The 15,645-nt window shown below is 73.2% G+C and carries 14 protein-coding genes; 6 read left to right on the plus strand and 8 right to left on the minus strand.

Going from position 1 to position 15,645, the window contains the following annotated elements:
* Positions 1 to 954: 954 nt before the first annotated feature.
* From ACZ6SQ_RS10360 to ACZ6SQ_RS10370, 3 genes are all read right to left on the minus strand, one after another.
* A complete protein-coding gene (locus ACZ6SQ_RS10360; protein ID WP_469558973.1) occupies positions 955 to 3,231 on the minus strand; it encodes a heavy metal translocating P-type ATPase in 2,277 nt (758 codons plus the stop codon).
* Between the two features lie 80 nt (positions 3,232 to 3,311).
* The gene (locus tag ACZ6SQ_RS10365; RefSeq protein WP_469558975.1) at positions 3,312 to 3,542 is read right to left on the minus strand and encodes a heavy-metal-associated domain-containing protein; all 231 of its coding nucleotides are present in this window, start codon (positions 3,540 to 3,542) and stop codon (positions 3,312 to 3,314) included.
* A 73-nt stretch (positions 3,543 to 3,615) separates the two neighbouring features.
* Positions 3,616 to 4,563 (minus strand): PrsW family intramembrane metalloprotease, encoded by a 948-nt coding sequence (locus ACZ6SQ_RS10370; protein WP_469558978.1) that lies wholly within the window; start codon positions 4,561 to 4,563, stop codon positions 3,616 to 3,618.
* Positions 4,564 to 4,737: 174 nt separating this feature from the next.
* On the opposite strand from ACZ6SQ_RS10370, the gene ACZ6SQ_RS10375 reads away from it, so the two are divergent.
* A complete protein-coding gene (locus ACZ6SQ_RS10375) occupies positions 4,738 to 5,781 on the plus strand; it encodes a zinc-dependent alcohol dehydrogenase family protein (protein WP_469558980.1) in 1,044 nt (347 codons plus the stop codon).
* On the opposite strand, the gene ACZ6SQ_RS10380 is transcribed toward ACZ6SQ_RS10375, so the two are convergent.
* The 3 genes from ACZ6SQ_RS10380 to ACZ6SQ_RS10390 form a co-directional block, all read right to left on the minus strand.
* On the minus strand, positions 5,762 to 6,325 hold the full coding sequence (locus ACZ6SQ_RS10380) for a GNAT family N-acetyltransferase (RefSeq protein ID WP_469558983.1): 564 nt from the start codon (positions 6,323 to 6,325) through the stop codon (positions 5,762 to 5,764). The genes ACZ6SQ_RS10375 and ACZ6SQ_RS10380 overlap by 20 nt on opposite strands.
* Positions 6,326 to 6,376: 51 nt before the next feature.
* On the minus strand, positions 6,377 to 6,577 hold the full coding sequence (locus ACZ6SQ_RS10385; RefSeq protein WP_386380643.1) for a helix-turn-helix transcriptional regulator: 201 nt from the start codon (positions 6,575 to 6,577) through the stop codon (positions 6,377 to 6,379).
* 345 nt (positions 6,578 to 6,922) lie between these two features.
* A complete protein-coding gene (locus ACZ6SQ_RS10390) occupies positions 6,923 to 7,849 on the minus strand; it encodes a sugar phosphate isomerase/epimerase family protein (RefSeq protein WP_469558988.1) in 927 nt (308 codons plus the stop codon).
* A gap of 145 nt (positions 7,850 to 7,994) precedes the next feature.
* Here ACZ6SQ_RS10390 and iolC point away from each other — a divergent pair, with 145 nt between their 5' ends.
* The 5 genes from iolC to mmsA all read left to right on the plus strand — a co-directional run bounded on the left by iolC (position 7,995) and on the right by mmsA (position 14,248).
* On the plus strand, positions 7,995 to 8,945 hold the full coding sequence (gene iolC, locus ACZ6SQ_RS10395) for a 5-dehydro-2-deoxygluconokinase (RefSeq protein ID WP_469558991.1): 951 nt from the start codon (positions 7,995 to 7,997) through the stop codon (positions 8,943 to 8,945).
* 200 nt (positions 8,946 to 9,145) lie between these two features.
* Entirely contained in the window at positions 9,146 to 10,030 is an 885-nt protein-coding gene (locus tag ACZ6SQ_RS10400) for a Cgl0159 family (beta/alpha)8-fold protein (protein ID WP_469559586.1), read from the plus strand.
* Between the two features lie 8 nt (positions 10,031 to 10,038).
* Positions 10,039 to 10,851: a 5-deoxy-glucuronate isomerase gene (gene iolB / locus ACZ6SQ_RS10405; RefSeq protein ID WP_469558993.1), complete on the plus strand. Its 813-nt coding sequence runs from the start codon at positions 10,039 to 10,041 to the stop codon at positions 10,849 to 10,851.
* Positions 10,848 to 12,725 (plus strand): 3D-(3,5/4)-trihydroxycyclohexane-1,2-dione acylhydrolase (decyclizing), encoded by a 1,878-nt coding sequence (iolD, locus tag ACZ6SQ_RS10410; protein WP_469558996.1) that lies wholly within the window; start codon positions 10,848 to 10,850, stop codon positions 12,723 to 12,725. Before iolB ends, iolD begins: the two co-directional genes overlap by 4 nt.
* Before the next feature lie 14 nt (positions 12,726 to 12,739).
* Positions 12,740 to 14,248, plus strand: a complete 1,509-nt coding sequence (gene mmsA / locus ACZ6SQ_RS10415) for a CoA-acylating methylmalonate-semialdehyde dehydrogenase (RefSeq protein ID WP_469558999.1) — start codon at positions 12,740 to 12,742, stop codon at positions 14,246 to 14,248.
* Between the two features lie 36 nt (positions 14,249 to 14,284).
* On the opposite strand, the gene ACZ6SQ_RS10420 is transcribed toward mmsA, so the two are convergent.
* Positions 14,285 to 15,121, minus strand: coding sequence for an SCO4651 family lipoprotein (locus tag ACZ6SQ_RS10420; protein ID WP_469559003.1), 837 nt, complete (start codon positions 15,119 to 15,121; stop codon positions 14,285 to 14,287).
* Between the two features lie 85 nt (positions 15,122 to 15,206).
* Positions 15,207 to 15,617: a GNAT family N-acetyltransferase gene (locus ACZ6SQ_RS10425; RefSeq protein ID WP_469559006.1), complete on the minus strand. Its 411-nt coding sequence runs from the start codon at positions 15,615 to 15,617 to the stop codon at positions 15,207 to 15,209.
* Positions 15,618 to 15,645 lie beyond the last annotated feature (28 nt).

Genomic DNA, 15,645 nt, shown 5'->3' on the forward strand with positions numbered 1-15,645 from the left:
GTCGAGGAGCGCTGACACTTCCGCGCCGACGCGCAGAGCCGCAGCTTTCCAGGCCCCGCCCCGCTTCCCGGGCGCGGGGCCTCGCCGTGTGCGGGGGCTGCTGGGGGTTTCAGGGTCGGCCGGGGGTTCGGGGGTTGTCCCCCGGGTCGGCACAGCACGGGTGTGGTCGAGCGCGACTTCGTTCCCGTCGAGGAGCGCTGACACTTCCGCGCCGACGCGCAGAGCCGCAGCTTTCCAGGCCCCGCCCCGCTTCCCGGGCGCGGGGCCTCGCCGTGTGCGGGGTCGCTGGGGGCGTGTGGAAGCGGAAGGGGCGTGCGGGACGCGCGCGGTGGCGGCCGGAGAAGAGGAAGGCGCCCGGAAAGCAGAAGGCGCTCGGAGAAGCAGAAGGCGGCGCCCGGAGAAGCGGCTGGCGCCTGGAGCAGCAGAAGGTGCTCCGAAAAGCGGAAGGCGCCCCGGCACAGCAGAAAGCACCCGGAAAAGCAGAAGGCGCCCCGGCGCCGGTCCCCCCACGGGCCGACGACCAGGGCGCCTTCCCAGTCCCGGTGCGGATTCCCCCCACGGGATCCGGCCGGGCGCTTGTGAGGACACAGCGCCTGAATCGCTGTCGAGTCGAGTCGAGTCGAGCAGAGCGGACGGACAGGCCCGCGGCTGCTCCGGTTCGGGTGCGGTCTGCCGGGACAACGCACACGCTGGGAGGGCCGCTCAAAGCTTCCCGGTGTGCGTGGCCCCGGCAACGCAATCACTGAGGCCGTCCCCCAAGACAGCCTCAGATGCCAGTCGGCGCCCCCCAAGACGCCTTCCGACATCGCCAACTTAGACCTTCGAACCCCTTCGATGGTTACGTTCACATCACTGTGATCTGCGTCTCTTGCAAATGTCCCGTTGTATGCGCAAGAGATCCGTTCGACGAACGATGCCCCAGCGTAAGGAAGATGCGCGAGACTTGTGAAGAGCTTATGTGAGGGCCGCCCCGGACTCCAGACCGCCCCCGGGTTTTGCGGCACGGAACGTCCGCAGCCGGAGGCTGTTGGTGACGACGAAGACCGACGAGAAGGCCATCGCGGCACCCGCGATCATCGGGTTGAGCAGGCCCGCGGCGGCCAGCGGCAGCGCCGCCACGTTGTAACCGAAGGCCCACAGGAGATTGCCCTTGATGGTGGCGAGAGTGCGCCGCGCGAGCCGTATCGCGTCCGCGGCCACCAGCAGGTCCCCGCGCACCAGCGTCAGATCGCCCGCCTCGATCGCCGCGTCGGTGCCCGTGCCCATCGCCAGCCCCAGGTCGGCGGCGGCCAGCGCGGCCGCGTCGTTCACACCGTCCCCGACCATGGCGACCACACGCCCCTCGGCCTGGAGCCGCCGTACGGCGTCCACCTTGTCCTCGGGCAGCACCTCGGCGACCACCTGCTCGATCCCGACCTCGCGGGCCACGGCCTCGGCGACCGCCCGGTTGTCCCCGGTGAGCAGCACCGGGGTGAGCCCCAGGCCGCGCAGCGCCCGCACCGCCTCGGCGCTGGTGTCCTTCACGGTGTCGGCGACCGAGAGAACGCCCAGGGCCACCCCGTCCCAGCCCGCCGGCACGGCCGTACGGCCGCCGCTCTCGGCTTCCCGGAGGGCCCGGGCCACGTCGTCCGGGACCACCTCGAACAGCCGGCCCACGGCCACCTCGCGGCCCTCCACCCGTCCGCGTACGCCCCGCCCGGGGACGTTCTCGAAGCCCTCGACCGCGGGCAGCGGGCCGACCCGCTCCTCGGCGCCGGCGGCGACGGCCCGCGCGACCGGGTGCTCGGAGGCGTGCTCCAGGGCGCCCGCGAGCCGCAGCAGCTCCTTCTCGTCGGTGCCCTCGGCGGCGTACACCTCGCGCAGGGTCATCCGGCCGGTGGTGACCGTGCCGGTCTTGTCGAGCACGACCGTGTCGACGCGGCGGGTGGACTCCAGCACCTCGGGGCCCTTGATGAGGATGCCGAGCTGCGCACCGCGCCCGGTGCCGACCAGCAGCGCGGTCGGCGTGGCCAGGCCCAGCGCGCACGGACAGGCGATGATCAGCACGGCGACGGCCGCGGTGAACGCGGCGGTGGTGTCGCCCGTCGCCCCGAGCCACAGCCCGAAGGTCGCGGTCGCCACCAGCAGCACCACCGGCACGAACACCGCGGAGACCCGGTCGGCGAGCCGCTGCACTGCGGCCTTGCCGCTCTGCGCCTCCTCCACCAGCCTCGCCATCCGCGCCAGCCGGGTGTCGGCCCCGACCCGGGTGGCCCGGACGACGAGCCGGCCCCCGGCGTTGACGGTCGCGCCGGTCACCGCGTCCCCGGGCGCCACGTCGACCGGCACGGACTCGCCGGTGAGCATGGACGCGTCCACGGCGCAGGCGCCCTCGGTGACGACGCCGTCGGTGGCGATCTTCTCGCCGGGCCGTACGACGAACAGGTCGCCGACGGCCAGCGTGCCGACCGGCACCCGCACCTCGCGGCCGTCCCGCAGCACGGACACGTCCTTGGCGCCCAGCTCCAGCAGCGCGCGCAGGGCAGCCCCGGCGCGCCGTTTCGCACGGGCCTCCAGATGTCTGCCGAGCAGCAGGAAGGCGGTCACCCCGGCGGCGACCTCCAGATAGATCGTGGAGGAGGCGTCCGCGCGGGAGACGGTGAGGTCGAAGCCGTGCCGCATGCCGGGCATGCCCGCGTCGCCCAGGAACAGCGCCCACAGCGACCAGCCGAACGCGGCGAGCGTGCCGAGCGACACCAGGGTGTCCATGGTGGACGCGCCGTGCCGGACGTTGGTCCAGGCGGCCCGGTGGAAGGGCAGCCCGCCCCAGACGACGACGGGCGCGGCGAGGGTGAGGGACAGCCACTGCCAGTTGTCGAACTGGAGCGCCGGGACCATCGCGAGCAGGACCACGGGCGCCGCGAGCAGGGCGGAGACGGTCAGCCGCTGCCGCAGCGCTGCCGGCTCGGGCTCGTCCCGCGCGGGTTCGCCGGACTCCTCCTCGGGGGCGGGCGGGGCGGGCTCCTCGGCCGTGTAGCCCGTCTTCACGACGGTGGCGATCAGGTCGGCCACCCCGACGCCCTCGGGGTAGCTGATCCGGGCCTTCTCGGTGGCGTAGTTGACCGTCGCGGTCACGCCCTCCATCCGGTTGAGCTTCTTCTCGATGCGGTTCGCGCAGGCCGCGCAGGTCATCCCGCCGATCAGCAGCTCGACCTCGGCCGGGGCCGGGGGTGCCTGGGGGGTGCTGGTCATCGCCGTACTCCAGAGAAGAAGACCGGGCCGTACCGGGCCAGTATCGGCGGCCCGGCACGGCCCGTGACGCGCAGGGGGTCTCAGGCGCGGCCGGTCAGCTCGTAACCGGCCTCGTCGACGGCGGCGCGCACGGCCTCCTCGTCCAGCGCAGCGGCGGAGACGACGGTGACCTCGCCGGCGGCGGCGACGGCCTGCACCGAGGTGACGCCGGGGATCTGGGAGAGCTCGGCGGAGACGGCGCCCTCGCAGTGGCCGCAGCTCATGCCGCTGACCTTGTAGACGGCGGTGACGGTGTCGGTCTGGGCGGTCATCTCGTTACTCCTCGTCGAGGCGTATGGGGCTGATGCGGTCCACGGTGGCGCCCGCACTCACCACTGTATACCCCTAGGGGGTATTTCTCCAAGAGGGGTCCCGACGCGCCAGCGAGCGCGCCCACAGCAGCCCCGCCATCGCCACCACGGCCAGCCCCGCGACCGAGAACACGGTGAACATGTGCTGCTGCGCCTCGGTCGGCCGCGGCAGATACCCCTCGGAGAACAGATCCCGCCGTACCCCGATGTCGGTCAGCCGGGACACCAGCCAGAGCGCGACGCCGTGCGCGGAGTCCCACAGCGCGTGCAGCAGCGAGACGCCGAGCCAGGTGCCCCACACCGGCGCGTCGAACCGGAAGCGCCCGTCCGTGCGGCGGTGCGCCAGCAGCACACCGCCGGCGATCGCCGTCCACAGCCCGTGACCGAAGGGGGCCAGCACCCCGCGCAGGATCTCCGTCTCCAGCAGTGCCCTGAGATCCACGCCCTCGGTGGACACGGCCGCGCTGAAGGCGTAGCCCGCGCTCTCCAGGGCCGCGAAGCCGACGCCCACGCTCGCGCCCAGCACCAGACCGGCCCGCGTCCCGCGGATCCGCGGCCGGCCGCGCAGCACGAACATCAGCGCGCCGAGCTTCGCCGCCTCCCCGGCCAGGGCGACCCCGGCGAACATCCCCAGCGACGGATGCAGCAGGTGGTACTCCATCAGCGAGGCGCCCAGTGCGCCGAGCACCCCACCGGCCAGGAAGCAGCCGAGGACCGTTCCCGCGCCCAGGTCGCGGCCGTGCGTCTCGTAGGCCCACAGCACGAAGACGACCGGAACCAGGAAGCTGCCCAGCAGGATCAGCGAGGGCAGCGGGGCCGTGCTCCGCGTCGCGTACGTCACCGCCGCGGTCAGTACCCACAGCGCCAGCCCGCCCCAGAGGCAGCGCCGCCACAGGCCGCGGCGGACCCGCATGTCGTCCGGCGGATGCTGGGGGCCGGGGATGCGGGCGCGCGGTGTGCCGGGCGGCGGGGAGTGGCTCACGGGCGGGGTCCCCTCGTACTCCTGAAGCTCGGGCAGGGCGGTTTGTCCGCACTTTATGTGGAGTGGACCTTTGGTGCAGTACGAGGGTCCCGGCGACGCCTCGCGGGCGCGTGCCCTTCTGGAGATCCCCGCCGACGGTTAGCGTTCGCCGCGGGAAGCGGCGAGGGGTGACGTATGCGAGCGGTGGTGTTCGAGCGGTTCGGCGAGCCGGCCGAGGTGCGCGAGGTGGCCGATCCGCGCCCGGCGGAGCACGGGGTCGTGGTGCGCGTCGAGGCGACGGGCCTGTGCCGCAGCGACTGGCACGGCTGGATGGGCCACGACCCGGACATCGTCCTGCCGCACGTGCCCGGCCATGAACTCGCCGGGGTGGTCGAGGCGGCCGGAGCGCGCGTGACCCGCCTGCGCCCCGGCGACCGTGTGACCGTGCCCTTCGTGTGCGGCTGCGGCACCTGTCCCACGTGCGCGGCGGGCGACCACCAGGTGTGCGAGCGCCAGACCCAGCCGGGCTTCACGCACTGGGGCTCCTTCGCGCAGTACGTCGCCCTCGACCACGCCGACGTCAACCTCGTCGCGATCCCCGACGAGCTGTCGTACGCCACCGCCGCCTCGCTCGGCTGCCGGTTCGCCACCGCGTTCCGGGCGGTCGTGCAGCAGGGCCGCCTCACGGCGGGGGAGTGGGTCGCGGTGCACGGCTGCGGCGGGGTCGGGCTGTCCGCGGTGATGATCGCGGCGGCCTCGGGCGCCCGGGTCGTCGCCGTGGACGTCTCGCCGCGCGCCCTGGAGCTGGCCCGCGGCTTCGGGGCGGCGCACGTCCTGGACGCCTCGCGGGTCACCGGCACCGCCGACGCCGTGCGCGAACTGACCGGCGGCGGCGCCCATCTCTCCCTGGACGCCCTGGGTTCGCCCGCCACCTGCGCCGCCTCGGTGGAGAGCCTGCGCAGGCGGGGCCGGCACGTGCAGGTCGGCCTGCTGCCCTCGGCCGACGGCACGACCCCCGTCCCCATGGCCCGTGTCGTCGCCCTCGAACTGGAACTCCTCGGCAGCCACGGCATGGCCGCCCACACCTACCCGGCGATGCTGGAGGCGGTGCGCGCGGGCGTGCTGCGGCCCGACCTGCTGGTGACGTCGGCCATCGGCCTGGACGCCGTACCCGCGGCCCTCGCCGGGCTGGGCACGGCGCCGGGGGCCGGGGTGACGGTCATCGAGCCGTGGCGTTGAGGGCCGCCCACTCGGGCGCGAGCAGCGCCATCCGGGTGGCGTCGATCCACTCCTCGCCCAGCCGCACCGACTGCCGGTCGACGCCCTCGGCCACGAAACCGGCCTTCTCGTAGACGTGCCTGGCCCTCGGGTTGTGGGCCAGGACGTGCAGGGACACGCGGTGCAGGCCGAGCTGCCCGAAGGCGTGGCCGACGATCAGCCGGACGGCCTCCGTGCCGAGGCCGCGGCCCCGGCCGCCGGGGCCGATCAGGATGCGGAAGTTGCAGCTGCGGTTGTGCTCGTCCCACTCGTTGAGGACGGCCTCGCCGACGAGCTCGCCGCTCGCCCGGTCGACGATGCCGAGGTCGAGCCGGTCGCTCTGCTCGTTGCGGCTGCCGTACCAGGTCCGCAGCCGGTCCGGGTCGAACTCCTCCACGGGGCTGCCGGTCAGACGCAGCACCTCGGGGTCGGCCAGGATGCGCGCCATCACCGGCACGTCGTCCTGTGTGAAGGGCCGCAGGGCGGCTCGTTCGCCGGTCAGCACCGGCTTGATCGAGAAGTCCATGTACCGCACTGTGCCCCACCGCCGGGGCGGGGCACAGCTCGTTTTTCCTCGTCAGTCGGTCCGGCGCCCCCGGTTCCCGGGCCGGGAGGCGACCCAGCTGCGGACGGTGTCCGGGTACCAGTACGGTTTGCCGCCCTCCACGTGGTCGGGTGGCGGCAGCAGTCCGTGCTTGCGGTACGAACGCACGGTGTCCGGCTGCACCCGGATGTGCGCCGCGATCTCCTTGTAGGACCACAGCCGTCGGTCGGTCATGTGTCGCACCTCCCTGCGCGGTGCGCCACGGCCCGGCCGGGGGGCGGCCGTCGGGGGAGCCGTGGCGCGGTGCTGGCGATCACCAGGCCTGTGCCCCGTGAACGACGCTCCGTTACAGAGAGAAAGCGGCTGTCGACCTTGTGTGACGCGAAACCCGCGTATCCGGGACATGTGTGACAAGAGAGTGACGTCCGTGACGGAAGTGATGCATCGGATCGCACCGGACCCGCCCGGCGGCGGGACGACTGTGCTACGGCGGCCCGGCGCCGCCCGAGTCCCGCCCGGCGGCGCGGTGACCCGACGGCCGGAGCCGGCCCGCATCCCGCCCGGCGGCCCGTACGGGCCCTACGCCCCGCAGGACCTCAGGAACGCCCGGGTCCGGCGGGCGATCGGCAGCGGACGGTCCGGCTCGCACGGGTACATGTCCTGCTCGACGATCGCGAACAGATCGACGTCCAGCTTCCGGGCCGCCTCAAGGACGGGCCCCAGCGCGGGCACCCCCGCCGGCGGCTCGCACATGACACCGCGTGCGACGGCCGGCCCGAACGGCGTCCCCTTCTCACGCACCTCGGCCAGGATCTCCGGGTCCACCTGCTTGAGGTGGAGATAGCCGATCCGCTCGCCGTAGGTCTCGATCAGCTCGACGCTGTCGCCGCCGCAGTAGGCGTAGTGGCCGGTGTCCAGGCACAGCGAGACCAGGGAGGGGTCCGTGCCGTCGAGGAAGCGGGCGACGTTCCGGTCGGTGTCGATATGGGTGTCGGCGTGCGGGTGGACGACGATCGTGAGCCCGTAGCGCTCGCGCACCTCACGGCCGAGGCGCTCGGTCAGCGAGGTCAGGTTCCGCCACTGCTCCGGCGTGAGGGTGTCCGGCTCCAGCACCTCGCCGGTCTTGTCGTCCCGCCAGAAGGAGGGGATGACCACCAGATGCCGGGCTCCCGCGGCCTGGGCCAGCGCCGCGTTGTCCGCGACGTGCGCCCAGGTCTTCTCCCAGACGGCCGGGCCGTGGTGCAGGCCCGTGAAGACCGTGCCGGCCGACACCTTCAGGCCACGCCGCGCGGTCTCCTCGGCGAGCACGGCCGGGTCGGTGGGCAGATACCCGTACGGCCCCAGCTCGATCCACTCGTACCCGGCCTGCGCGACCTCGTCGAGGAAGCGCCGCCACGGCACCTGACGGGGGTCGTCGGGGAACCACACGCCCCAGGAGTCGGGCGCCGAACCGATGCGGATGCGGGACAGTGAGGTGGGGAGCGACTGCGCCGGCGTCGTCGTCATGGGCGCCAGCGTGCGGGCCGCCGGAAGGGGTGTCAAGGGCTGGTCCGAATGTCCGGACAAAACATTGACAGGGTTGCCGCGAGCGGACTACAAACCGTCAGGGGAAACCCGTCCGTGAGCCGGCCCGACGCACGAAGGGAACTCGATGGCGTACGACCTGATCACCATGGGGCGGATCGGCGTGGACCTCTATCCGCTCCAGACCGGTGTGCCCCTGGCGCAGGTGACGACCTTCGGCAAGTTCCTCGGCGGCTCCGCGGCCAACGTCGCCGTCGCCGCCGCCCGTCTCGGCCGCCGCACGGCGCTGATCAGCCGCACCGGGGACGACCCCTTCGGCACGTATCTGCACCAGGCGCTGGGCGGGTTCGGCGTGGACGACCGCTTCGTGACGCCCGTGGCCGCGCTGCCCACACCGGTCACCTTCTGCGAGGTGTTCCCGCCGGACGACTTCCCGCTGTACTTCTACCGGCAGCCCAAGGCGCCCGACCTGGAGATCCACGCCGGGGACCTGGACCTCGACGCGATCCGCGACACCCGGGTCTTCTGGGTCACCGGCACCGGCCTCAGCGAGGAGCCGAGCCGTACGGCGACCCTCGCGGCGCTCGCCCACCGCGCCCGGTCGGGCACGACCGTCTTCGACCTCGACTGGCGCCCGATGTTCTGGCGCGACCCCGAGGCCGCCCGCCCCTACTACGCCGAGGCCCTGCGGCACGCGACCGTGGCCGTCGGCAACCTCGACGAGGTGGAGGTCGCCACCGGGCTGCGCGAACCGCACGCCGCGGCACGGGCGCTGCTCGCGGCCGGGGCCCGGCTCGCCGTCGTCAAACAGGGGCCCAAGGGCGTCCTCGCGGTCGGCGCCGACGGCGAGAGCGCCGAGGTCCCGCCGCTGCCGGTGACCGTCCTCAACGGCCTGGGCGCCGGGGACGCCTTCGGCGGCGCCCTGTGCCACGGCCTGCTCGCGGGCTGGGACCTGGAGACGACCATGCGCCACGCCAACGCCGCCGGGGCGATCGTCGCCTCCCGGCTCGAGTGCTCCTCGGCGATGCCGACGGCGGCCGAGGTGGCGGCGGCGCTGAGCGAGGGAGCGGTGCGGTGAGGGGCGGCCGCGTCGGCAGGGCGCACCAGCCGTCCCAGGCGCCGGAGAACGCCCCCGCGGGCCAGCCGTCCCAGGCGCCGGAGAACGCCCCCGTGGGCCAGCCGTCCCAGACGCCGGAGAACGCCCCCGTGGGCCAGCCGTCCCAGGCGCCGGACCACCAGCCCCCACCTGCTCCGCGGCACGCCCCGGCCCTCCCCGCCGTGGACGTCGCCGAACTCGTCCGGCTGCGCGCCCACCGCCCGGAGTCCGTCGCCGAGGCCGCCGCCCGCCGCCCCCGGCGCCCCCTGGTCGGCGACAGCGGCCGGCTGATGATCGTCGCCGCCGACCACCCGGCCCGCGGCGCCCTCGGCGCCGGCGGCCACGGGCTCGCCATGGCCGACCGCGCCGGTCTGCTCGCACGGCTGGTCCTGGCCCTGTCGCGGCCCGGTGTCGACGGGGTCCTCGCCAGTGCCGACGTCCTCGACGACCTGCTGCTGCTCGGCGCCCTCGACCACAAGGTCGTCATGGGGTCGATGAACCGCGGCGGACTGCAGGGGGCCCGCTTCGAGCTGGACGACCGCTTCACCGGACACCGCCCCGAGGACCTCGAACGGCTCGGCTTCGACGCGGGCAAGCTGCTGCTGCGCATCGACTACGAGGACCCGGGCTCGCTCGCCACCCTGGAGACGGCCGCGCGCACCATCGACGCCATGGCCGCGCGCCGACTCCCCGTGTTCGTCGAGCCGTTCATCAGCCGTCGCGACCCCGACGGACGGCTGCGCAACGATCTGTCGGCCGACGCCGTCACCCGGTCCCTGGCCATCGCCTCGGGTCTGGGCGGCAGTTCGGCGTACACCTGGCTGAAGGTCCCGGTCACCGAGGACCCCGGCCGCATGGCCCGGGTCATGGAGACCACCACCCTCCCGGCCGTGCTGCTCGGCGGAGACGTGGCAGGCTCCGTCGAGGAGCAGTCCGGGGCCTACGAGACATGGCGCGCGGCGCTCCGGCTGCCCACCGTGCGCGGCCTGGTCGTGGGCCGTTCGCTGCTCTACCCGGCGGACGGCGACGTGGCCGCCGCCGTGGACACCGCCGTCGGACTGCTGTGAGGGCCGCCATGAGCAAGGAGCTGCACATCCCCCGGGGCGCGAGCGCGCACGGCGCCTACACCGTCGACATCGACCCCGAACGGGCCGGCTGGACCCGCAGCAGTCTGCGCGTGCTCGAACTCGCGGCGGGCGACACGCATGTGTTCGACACGGCGGACAGCGAGTGGATCGTGCTGCCGCTCCGGGGCGGCTGTAGCGTCCACACACCGGACGGGGTCATCCGACTCCAGGGCAGGGACAGCGTGTTCGCGTCGGTCACCGACTTCGCGTACGTGCCCCGGGACGCCCGGGTCCAGATCGCCTCCGGCGCGGGAGGCCGCTTCGCCCTGGCAGGAGCGAAGTGCGAGCGACGACTCCCCGCCCGCCACGGCCCCGCGCCGGAGGTTCCCGTCGAAGAGCGCGGCAGCGGTGTCTGCGCCCGCCAGGTACGCAACTTCGCCGCCGCCGACGTCTTCGACTGCGACCGGCTCATCGCCGTCGAGGTGATCACCCCGGGCGGCAACTGGTCGTCGTACCCGCCGCACAAGCACGACGAGCACCGGCCGGGCCGTGAATCGGAGCTGGAGGAGATCTACTACTTCGAGATCGACGGCCCGCACGGCTTCGGCTACCAGCGTGTGTCCCCCTCCCGCGAGGGCGGCGCCGACGTCCTCGCCGAGGTCCGCACCGGCGACGCCGTGCTCGTCCCCGACGGCTGGCACGGCCCGTCCGTCGCCCAGCCCGGCCACGCCATGTACTACCTGAACGTCATGGCGGGCCCCGGCGCGACACGGGAGTGGCGGATCTGCTTCCACCCCGACCACGCGGAGGGATACCGATGACCGTCAGGCTCACCGTCGCGCAGGCACTGGTCCGCTTCCTCGCCGCCCAGTACACCGAGCGCGACGGCGAACGGCGTCGGCTGATCGGCGCGACCTGGGGCATCTTCGGCCACGGCAACGTCGCCGGGATCGGCCAGGCGCTCGTGGAGCACGCCGACGTCATGCCGTTCCACCAGGGACGCAACGAGCAGTCCATGGTGCACGCGGCGGTCGGCTACGCCCGCCAGTCGGGCCGGCTGTCCACCCACGCCGTGACCACCTCCATCGGCCCCGGCGCGACCAACCTGGTCACCGGCGCCGCCCTCGCCACGATCAACCACCTGCCGGTGCTGCTCCTGCCCGGCGACGTGTTCGCCGGCCGCCCCGCCGACCCCGTCCTCCAGCAGCTCCAGGTGCCGTACGCCGGCGATGTGTCGGTGAACGACTGTCTGCGCCCGGTGTCCCGGTACTTCGACCGCGTCCACCGGCCGGAGGCACTGATCCCCGCCCTGCTCCAGGCCGCGCGCGTCCTCACCGACCCCGTCGACACGGGCGCGGTCACCCTGGCCCTGCCGCAGGACGTGCAGGCCGAGGCGTACGACTGGCCGGAGGAGTTCTTCGCGGCCCGCACCTGGGCCGTACGGCGACCGGGGGCCGACCCGGCCGAACTGGCGGAGGCCGTGCAGATGGTCCGCGCCGCGCGGCGGCCGCTGCTGATCGCGGGCGGCGGGGTCCGCCACAGCCGCGCCGAGGCCGCCCTCGCCGAGTTCGCGCAGGCCACCGGCATCCCGGTCGCCGCCACCCAGTCGGGCAAGGGCGCCCTGCCGTACGACCACCCCCAGGACGTCGGCGGCATCGGCCACACCGGCACCGCCACCGCCGACGCGCTCGCCCGCGGCGCCGACCTGGTGATCGGCGTCGGCACCCGCTACACCGACTTCACCACGGCCTCGGGCACCCTCTTCGCGGACCCCGGCGTCCGCTTCCTCAACCTCAACATCGCCCCCTTCGACGGCCACAAGCAGGCCGGCACCCCGCTGATCGCGGACGCCCGCAGCGGCCTGGCCGAACTCACCGAGGCCCTGGTGATGCACGGCCACAGGGTTTCCGAGGCCTACGCCGCCGGGTACCGCGACGGCAAGGCGGACTGGGAGCGCCGCGTGGACGACTGCTTCACCGCCGCCGACCCCGCCGCCCGCCCCACCCAGGCGCAGGTGCTCGGCGCGCTCGACGCCCTGGTCGACGGCACGGACGTCGTCGTCAACGCGGCCGGCTCGCTCCCGGGCGACCTGCACAAGCTGTGGCGGGCCCGGTCGGCCGACCAGTACCACCTGGAGTACGGGTACTCGTGCATGGGCTACGAGATCCCGGCCGCCATCGGGGTGAAGCTCGCCGCGCCCGAGCGGCCGGTGTGGGCGCTGGTGGGGGACGGGACGTATCTGATGATGCCCACGGAGATCGTCACGGCCGTCCAGGAGGGGATCGCCATCAAGATCCTGCTGGTGCAGAACCACGGCTACGCCTCCATCGGCGGCCTGTCGGAGTCGGTGGGCGGCGAGGGCTTCGGCACCGCCTACCGTTTCCGGGACGCGGACGGCGGCTACCGCGGCGCCCCGCTCCCGGTCGACCTCGCGGCCAACGCGGCCAGCCTCGGCATGCGGGTGCTGCGTGCACGGACCGTCGCCGACCTGCGGACGGCCCTCGCCGAAGCACGGGCGGCCGACACTCCCACATGTGTCTACGTCGAGACCGAAACGGCAGACACAGTGTCGGGCCCGCCGCCCGCGCAGGCCTGGTGGGATGTTCCTGTGGCCGAGACCGCGACCCGAGCGTCGGCGGTGAAGGCCCGCGAGGAGTACGACCGGCACGTCTCCACCCGACGCCGCCATCTGTGAAGGAGTTCTTGGTCATGACGAAGATCGTCAACCACTGGATCGGCGGCAAGTCCGTCGAGGGCGCGTCGGGCAACTTCGGCCCGGTCACCGACCCGGCCACCGGCGCGGTCACCACGAAGGTCGCGTTCGCCTCGGCCGACGAGGTCGACGCCGCCGTACAGGCCGCGAAGGAGGCCTACCTGACCTGGGGCCAGTCCTCGCTGGCCCAGCGCACGTCGATCCTGTTCAAGTTCCGCGCGCTGCTCGACGCCCACCGCGACGACATCGCCGCGCTGATCACCGCCGAGCACGGCAAGGTGCACTCCGACGCCCTCGGCGAGGTGGCCCGCGGCCTGGAGATCGTCGACCTGGCCTGCGGCATCAGCGTGCAGCTCAAGGGCGAGCTGTCGACCCAGGTCGCCAGCCGCGTGGACGTGTCCTCGATCCGCCAGCCGCTCGGCGTGGTCGCGGGCATCACGCCGTTCAACTTCCCGGCGATGGTCCCGATGTGGATGTTCCCGATCGCCATCGCGTGCGGCAACACCTTCGTGCTCAAGCCGTCCGAGAAGGACCCGTCGGCGTCCATGAGGATCGCCGAGCTGCTGGCCGAGGCCGGTCTGCCCGAGGGCGTGTTCAACATCGTGCACGGCGACAAGGTGGCCGTCGACCGGCTCCTCGAGCACCCCGACGTCAGGGCGGTGTCCTTCGTCGGCTCGACCCCGATCGCCCGCTACATCCACACCACGGCCTCGGCGAACGGCAAGCGCGTCCAGGCCCTCGGCGGCGCCAAGAACCACATGCTGGTCCTGCCGGACGCCGACCTGGACGCGGCCGCGGACGCCGCCGTGTCGGCCGCCTACGGCTCCGCGGGCGAGCGCTGCATGGCCATCTCGGCCGTCGTGGCGGTCGGCGCGATCGCCGACACGCTGGTGGACAAGATCCGCGAGCGCGCCGAGAAGATCAAGATCGGCCCCGGCGGCGACCCCACCTCCGAGATGGGCCCCCTGATCACCAAGGTCCACCGCGACAAGGTCGCCTCCTACGTCGAGGGCGCGGCGGCCGAGGGCTGCGAGGTCGTCCTGGACGGTTCGGCGTACACCTATGAAGGCGTCGGCTTCGAGGACGGCCACTGGATCGGCATCTCGCTGCTCGACAAGGTGCCCACCAGCGCCAAGGCCTACCAGGACGAGATCTTCGGCCCGGTGCTGTGCGTGCTGCGGGTGGACACCTACGAGGACGGCGTGGCCCTGATCAACGCCTCGCCGTTCGGCAACGGCACCGCGATCTTCACCCGGGACGGCGGCGCGGCACGCCGCTTCCAGCTGGAGATCGAGGCGGGCATGGTCGGCGTGAACGTGCCGATCCCCGTCCCCGTGGGCTACCACTCCTTCGGCGGCTGGAAGGACTCCCTCTTCGGCGACCACCACATCTACGGCAACGACGGCACGCACTTCTACACCCGCGGCAAGGTCGTCACCACCCGCTGGCCGGACCCCTCCGAGGCCCCGGCCGGCGTGGACCTGGGCTTCCCGCGCAACCACTGAGGTCCCCCTCGGGCCCGGGCGCCCAGGTGCCCGGGCTCAGCCCTGCTGCATGCCCGCGACCTGCTCGGTGAGGTCGCCGGTCTGCGCGGCGGGCGGAGGCGTCACGGAGGCCGTGGCGCCGAACTTCTTGAAGTCCATGGTCACGCCCGCGCTGCCCATGTCCTGCTTCAGCCGGACCGGCAGGTCGTCCCCGCCCACCCAGATGTCCAGGACGACGGTGGTGACGGCGCCCGTCGCCGAGTTGAACGGGTTCTCCTCACCGCTGTAGACGTCCGCGAGCCTGCCCAGCTCCTCCTTGCCGAGCTCGGCGCGGTAGTGCGTCGTCGGCTTGCCGTTGACGGTCTCCTCGCCGAGGTCGGAGACGTTCTTCGCGTACTTCAGGCTGCGCATGGACGCGGCCGGGCTGCCCGTGCCGGCGGAGCCGCTGAGAGCGTCGGCGCCCTTCTCCCCGAAGATCGCCGACGCGTCGATGCTCATCCACTCCTTGCCCGCCAGCGGACCGGAGGGCTGCGGGTCGACGTCGTAGTAGTAGACGCCGTCCACGAAGAGCATCCGGGTCGTCGGCGCGTCCTGGAGCGCCTGCATCTGCACGGCCGCGGTGTCCATCTCCACGTCGAAGGCGTAGCCGTCGCCCCAGGAGTACGTGCCGTCCATGCTGACCGGCGTGCCGGTGCCCATGTCGGCGGTCAGGTCGATCTGCGCCGAGCCGAGCTCCTCCGTGCGGTCCGTCGCCCGCGCCAGCGCGGCCATGATCACGTCGGCGTCGCCGACCGCGTCCGCGGCCTGGCGCGCGGTGCCCGCCCCGCACGCCGAGGTCGTCACGAGTGCTACGGCCGTGACGCCGGCCCAGGCGGCCGTGTGTCGCAGCTTCATCGGTCCCCACCCCATTGCTGTCTGTCAGTTGTGAACGGCGACTGTATCGAAACCCACTGACAGCCTTGTGGACAAACGGATTTGCTCAGGTGAACTCCCAGGTCAGCACCGTGCAACCGCCGTCCGTCACGCCGCCCGCGCTGCGATACGCCGCCAGCGCCACGTCGTTGCCGGTGTCCACCAGCACCCACTGGCCGTAGCAGCCGAGTTCGCGGGCCAGCGCGGTGAGCCGCTCGACCAGCGCCCGGCCGACGCCCCGGCGCCGATGGGCCTCGTCGACCCCCAGCTCGTACAGCAGCATCTCGGCGCCCTTGTCGGGGTGGACCGTCTCCACCCCGGACACGAAACCGACCGGCTCGACACCCTCGTAGGCGAGGAAGAGGTGGTGCCCGCCGGCCGCCAGGAAACGCTCCGCCCACTCGGGGCGCACGGGGTCGTCGAAGAGGTGCTCCGCCGCCTTCAGCTCGGCGGCGCTCGTGGCTCTGCGAATCTCCATAGGTCCGTGTACCACGACTGCTGTACGC

This window comes from Streptomyces sp. NPDC048600 (assembly GCF_055587025.1).

Coding starts and splice junctions, on each gene's coding strand:
- ACZ6SQ_RS10360 (WP_469558973.1), bottom strand. CDS start 3,231: ATGACCAGCACCCCCCAGGCACCCCCGGCCCCGGCCGAGGTCGAGCTG.
- ACZ6SQ_RS10365 (WP_469558975.1), bottom strand. CDS start 3,542: ATGACCGCCCAGACCGACACCGTCACCGCCGTCTACAAGGTCAGCGGC.
- ACZ6SQ_RS10375 (WP_469558980.1), top strand. CDS start 4,738: ATGCGAGCGGTGGTGTTCGAGCGGTTCGGCGAGCCGGCCGAGGTGCGC.
- ACZ6SQ_RS10380 (WP_469558983.1), bottom strand. CDS start 6,325: ATGGACTTCTCGATCAAGCCGGTGCTGACCGGCGAACGAGCCGCCCTG.
- ACZ6SQ_RS10385 (WP_386380643.1), bottom strand. CDS start 6,577: ATGACCGACCGACGGCTGTGGTCCTACAAGGAGATCGCGGCGCACATC.
- ACZ6SQ_RS10390 (WP_469558988.1), bottom strand. CDS start 7,849: ATGACGACGACGCCGGCGCAGTCGCTCCCCACCTCACTGTCCCGCATC.
- iolC (WP_469558991.1), top strand. CDS start 7,995: ATGGCGTACGACCTGATCACCATGGGGCGGATCGGCGTGGACCTCTAT.
- iolB (WP_469558993.1), top strand. CDS start 10,039: ATGAGCAAGGAGCTGCACATCCCCCGGGGCGCGAGCGCGCACGGCGCC.
- iolD (WP_469558996.1), top strand. CDS start 10,848: ATGACCGTCAGGCTCACCGTCGCGCAGGCACTGGTCCGCTTCCTCGCC.
- mmsA (WP_469558999.1), top strand. CDS start 12,740: ATGACGAAGATCGTCAACCACTGGATCGGCGGCAAGTCCGTCGAGGGC.
- ACZ6SQ_RS10420 (WP_469559003.1), bottom strand. CDS start 15,121: ATGAAGCTGCGACACACGGCCGCCTGGGCCGGCGTCACGGCCGTAGCA.
- ACZ6SQ_RS10425 (WP_469559006.1), bottom strand. CDS start 15,617: ATGGAGATTCGCAGAGCCACGAGCGCCGCCGAGCTGAAGGCGGCGGAG.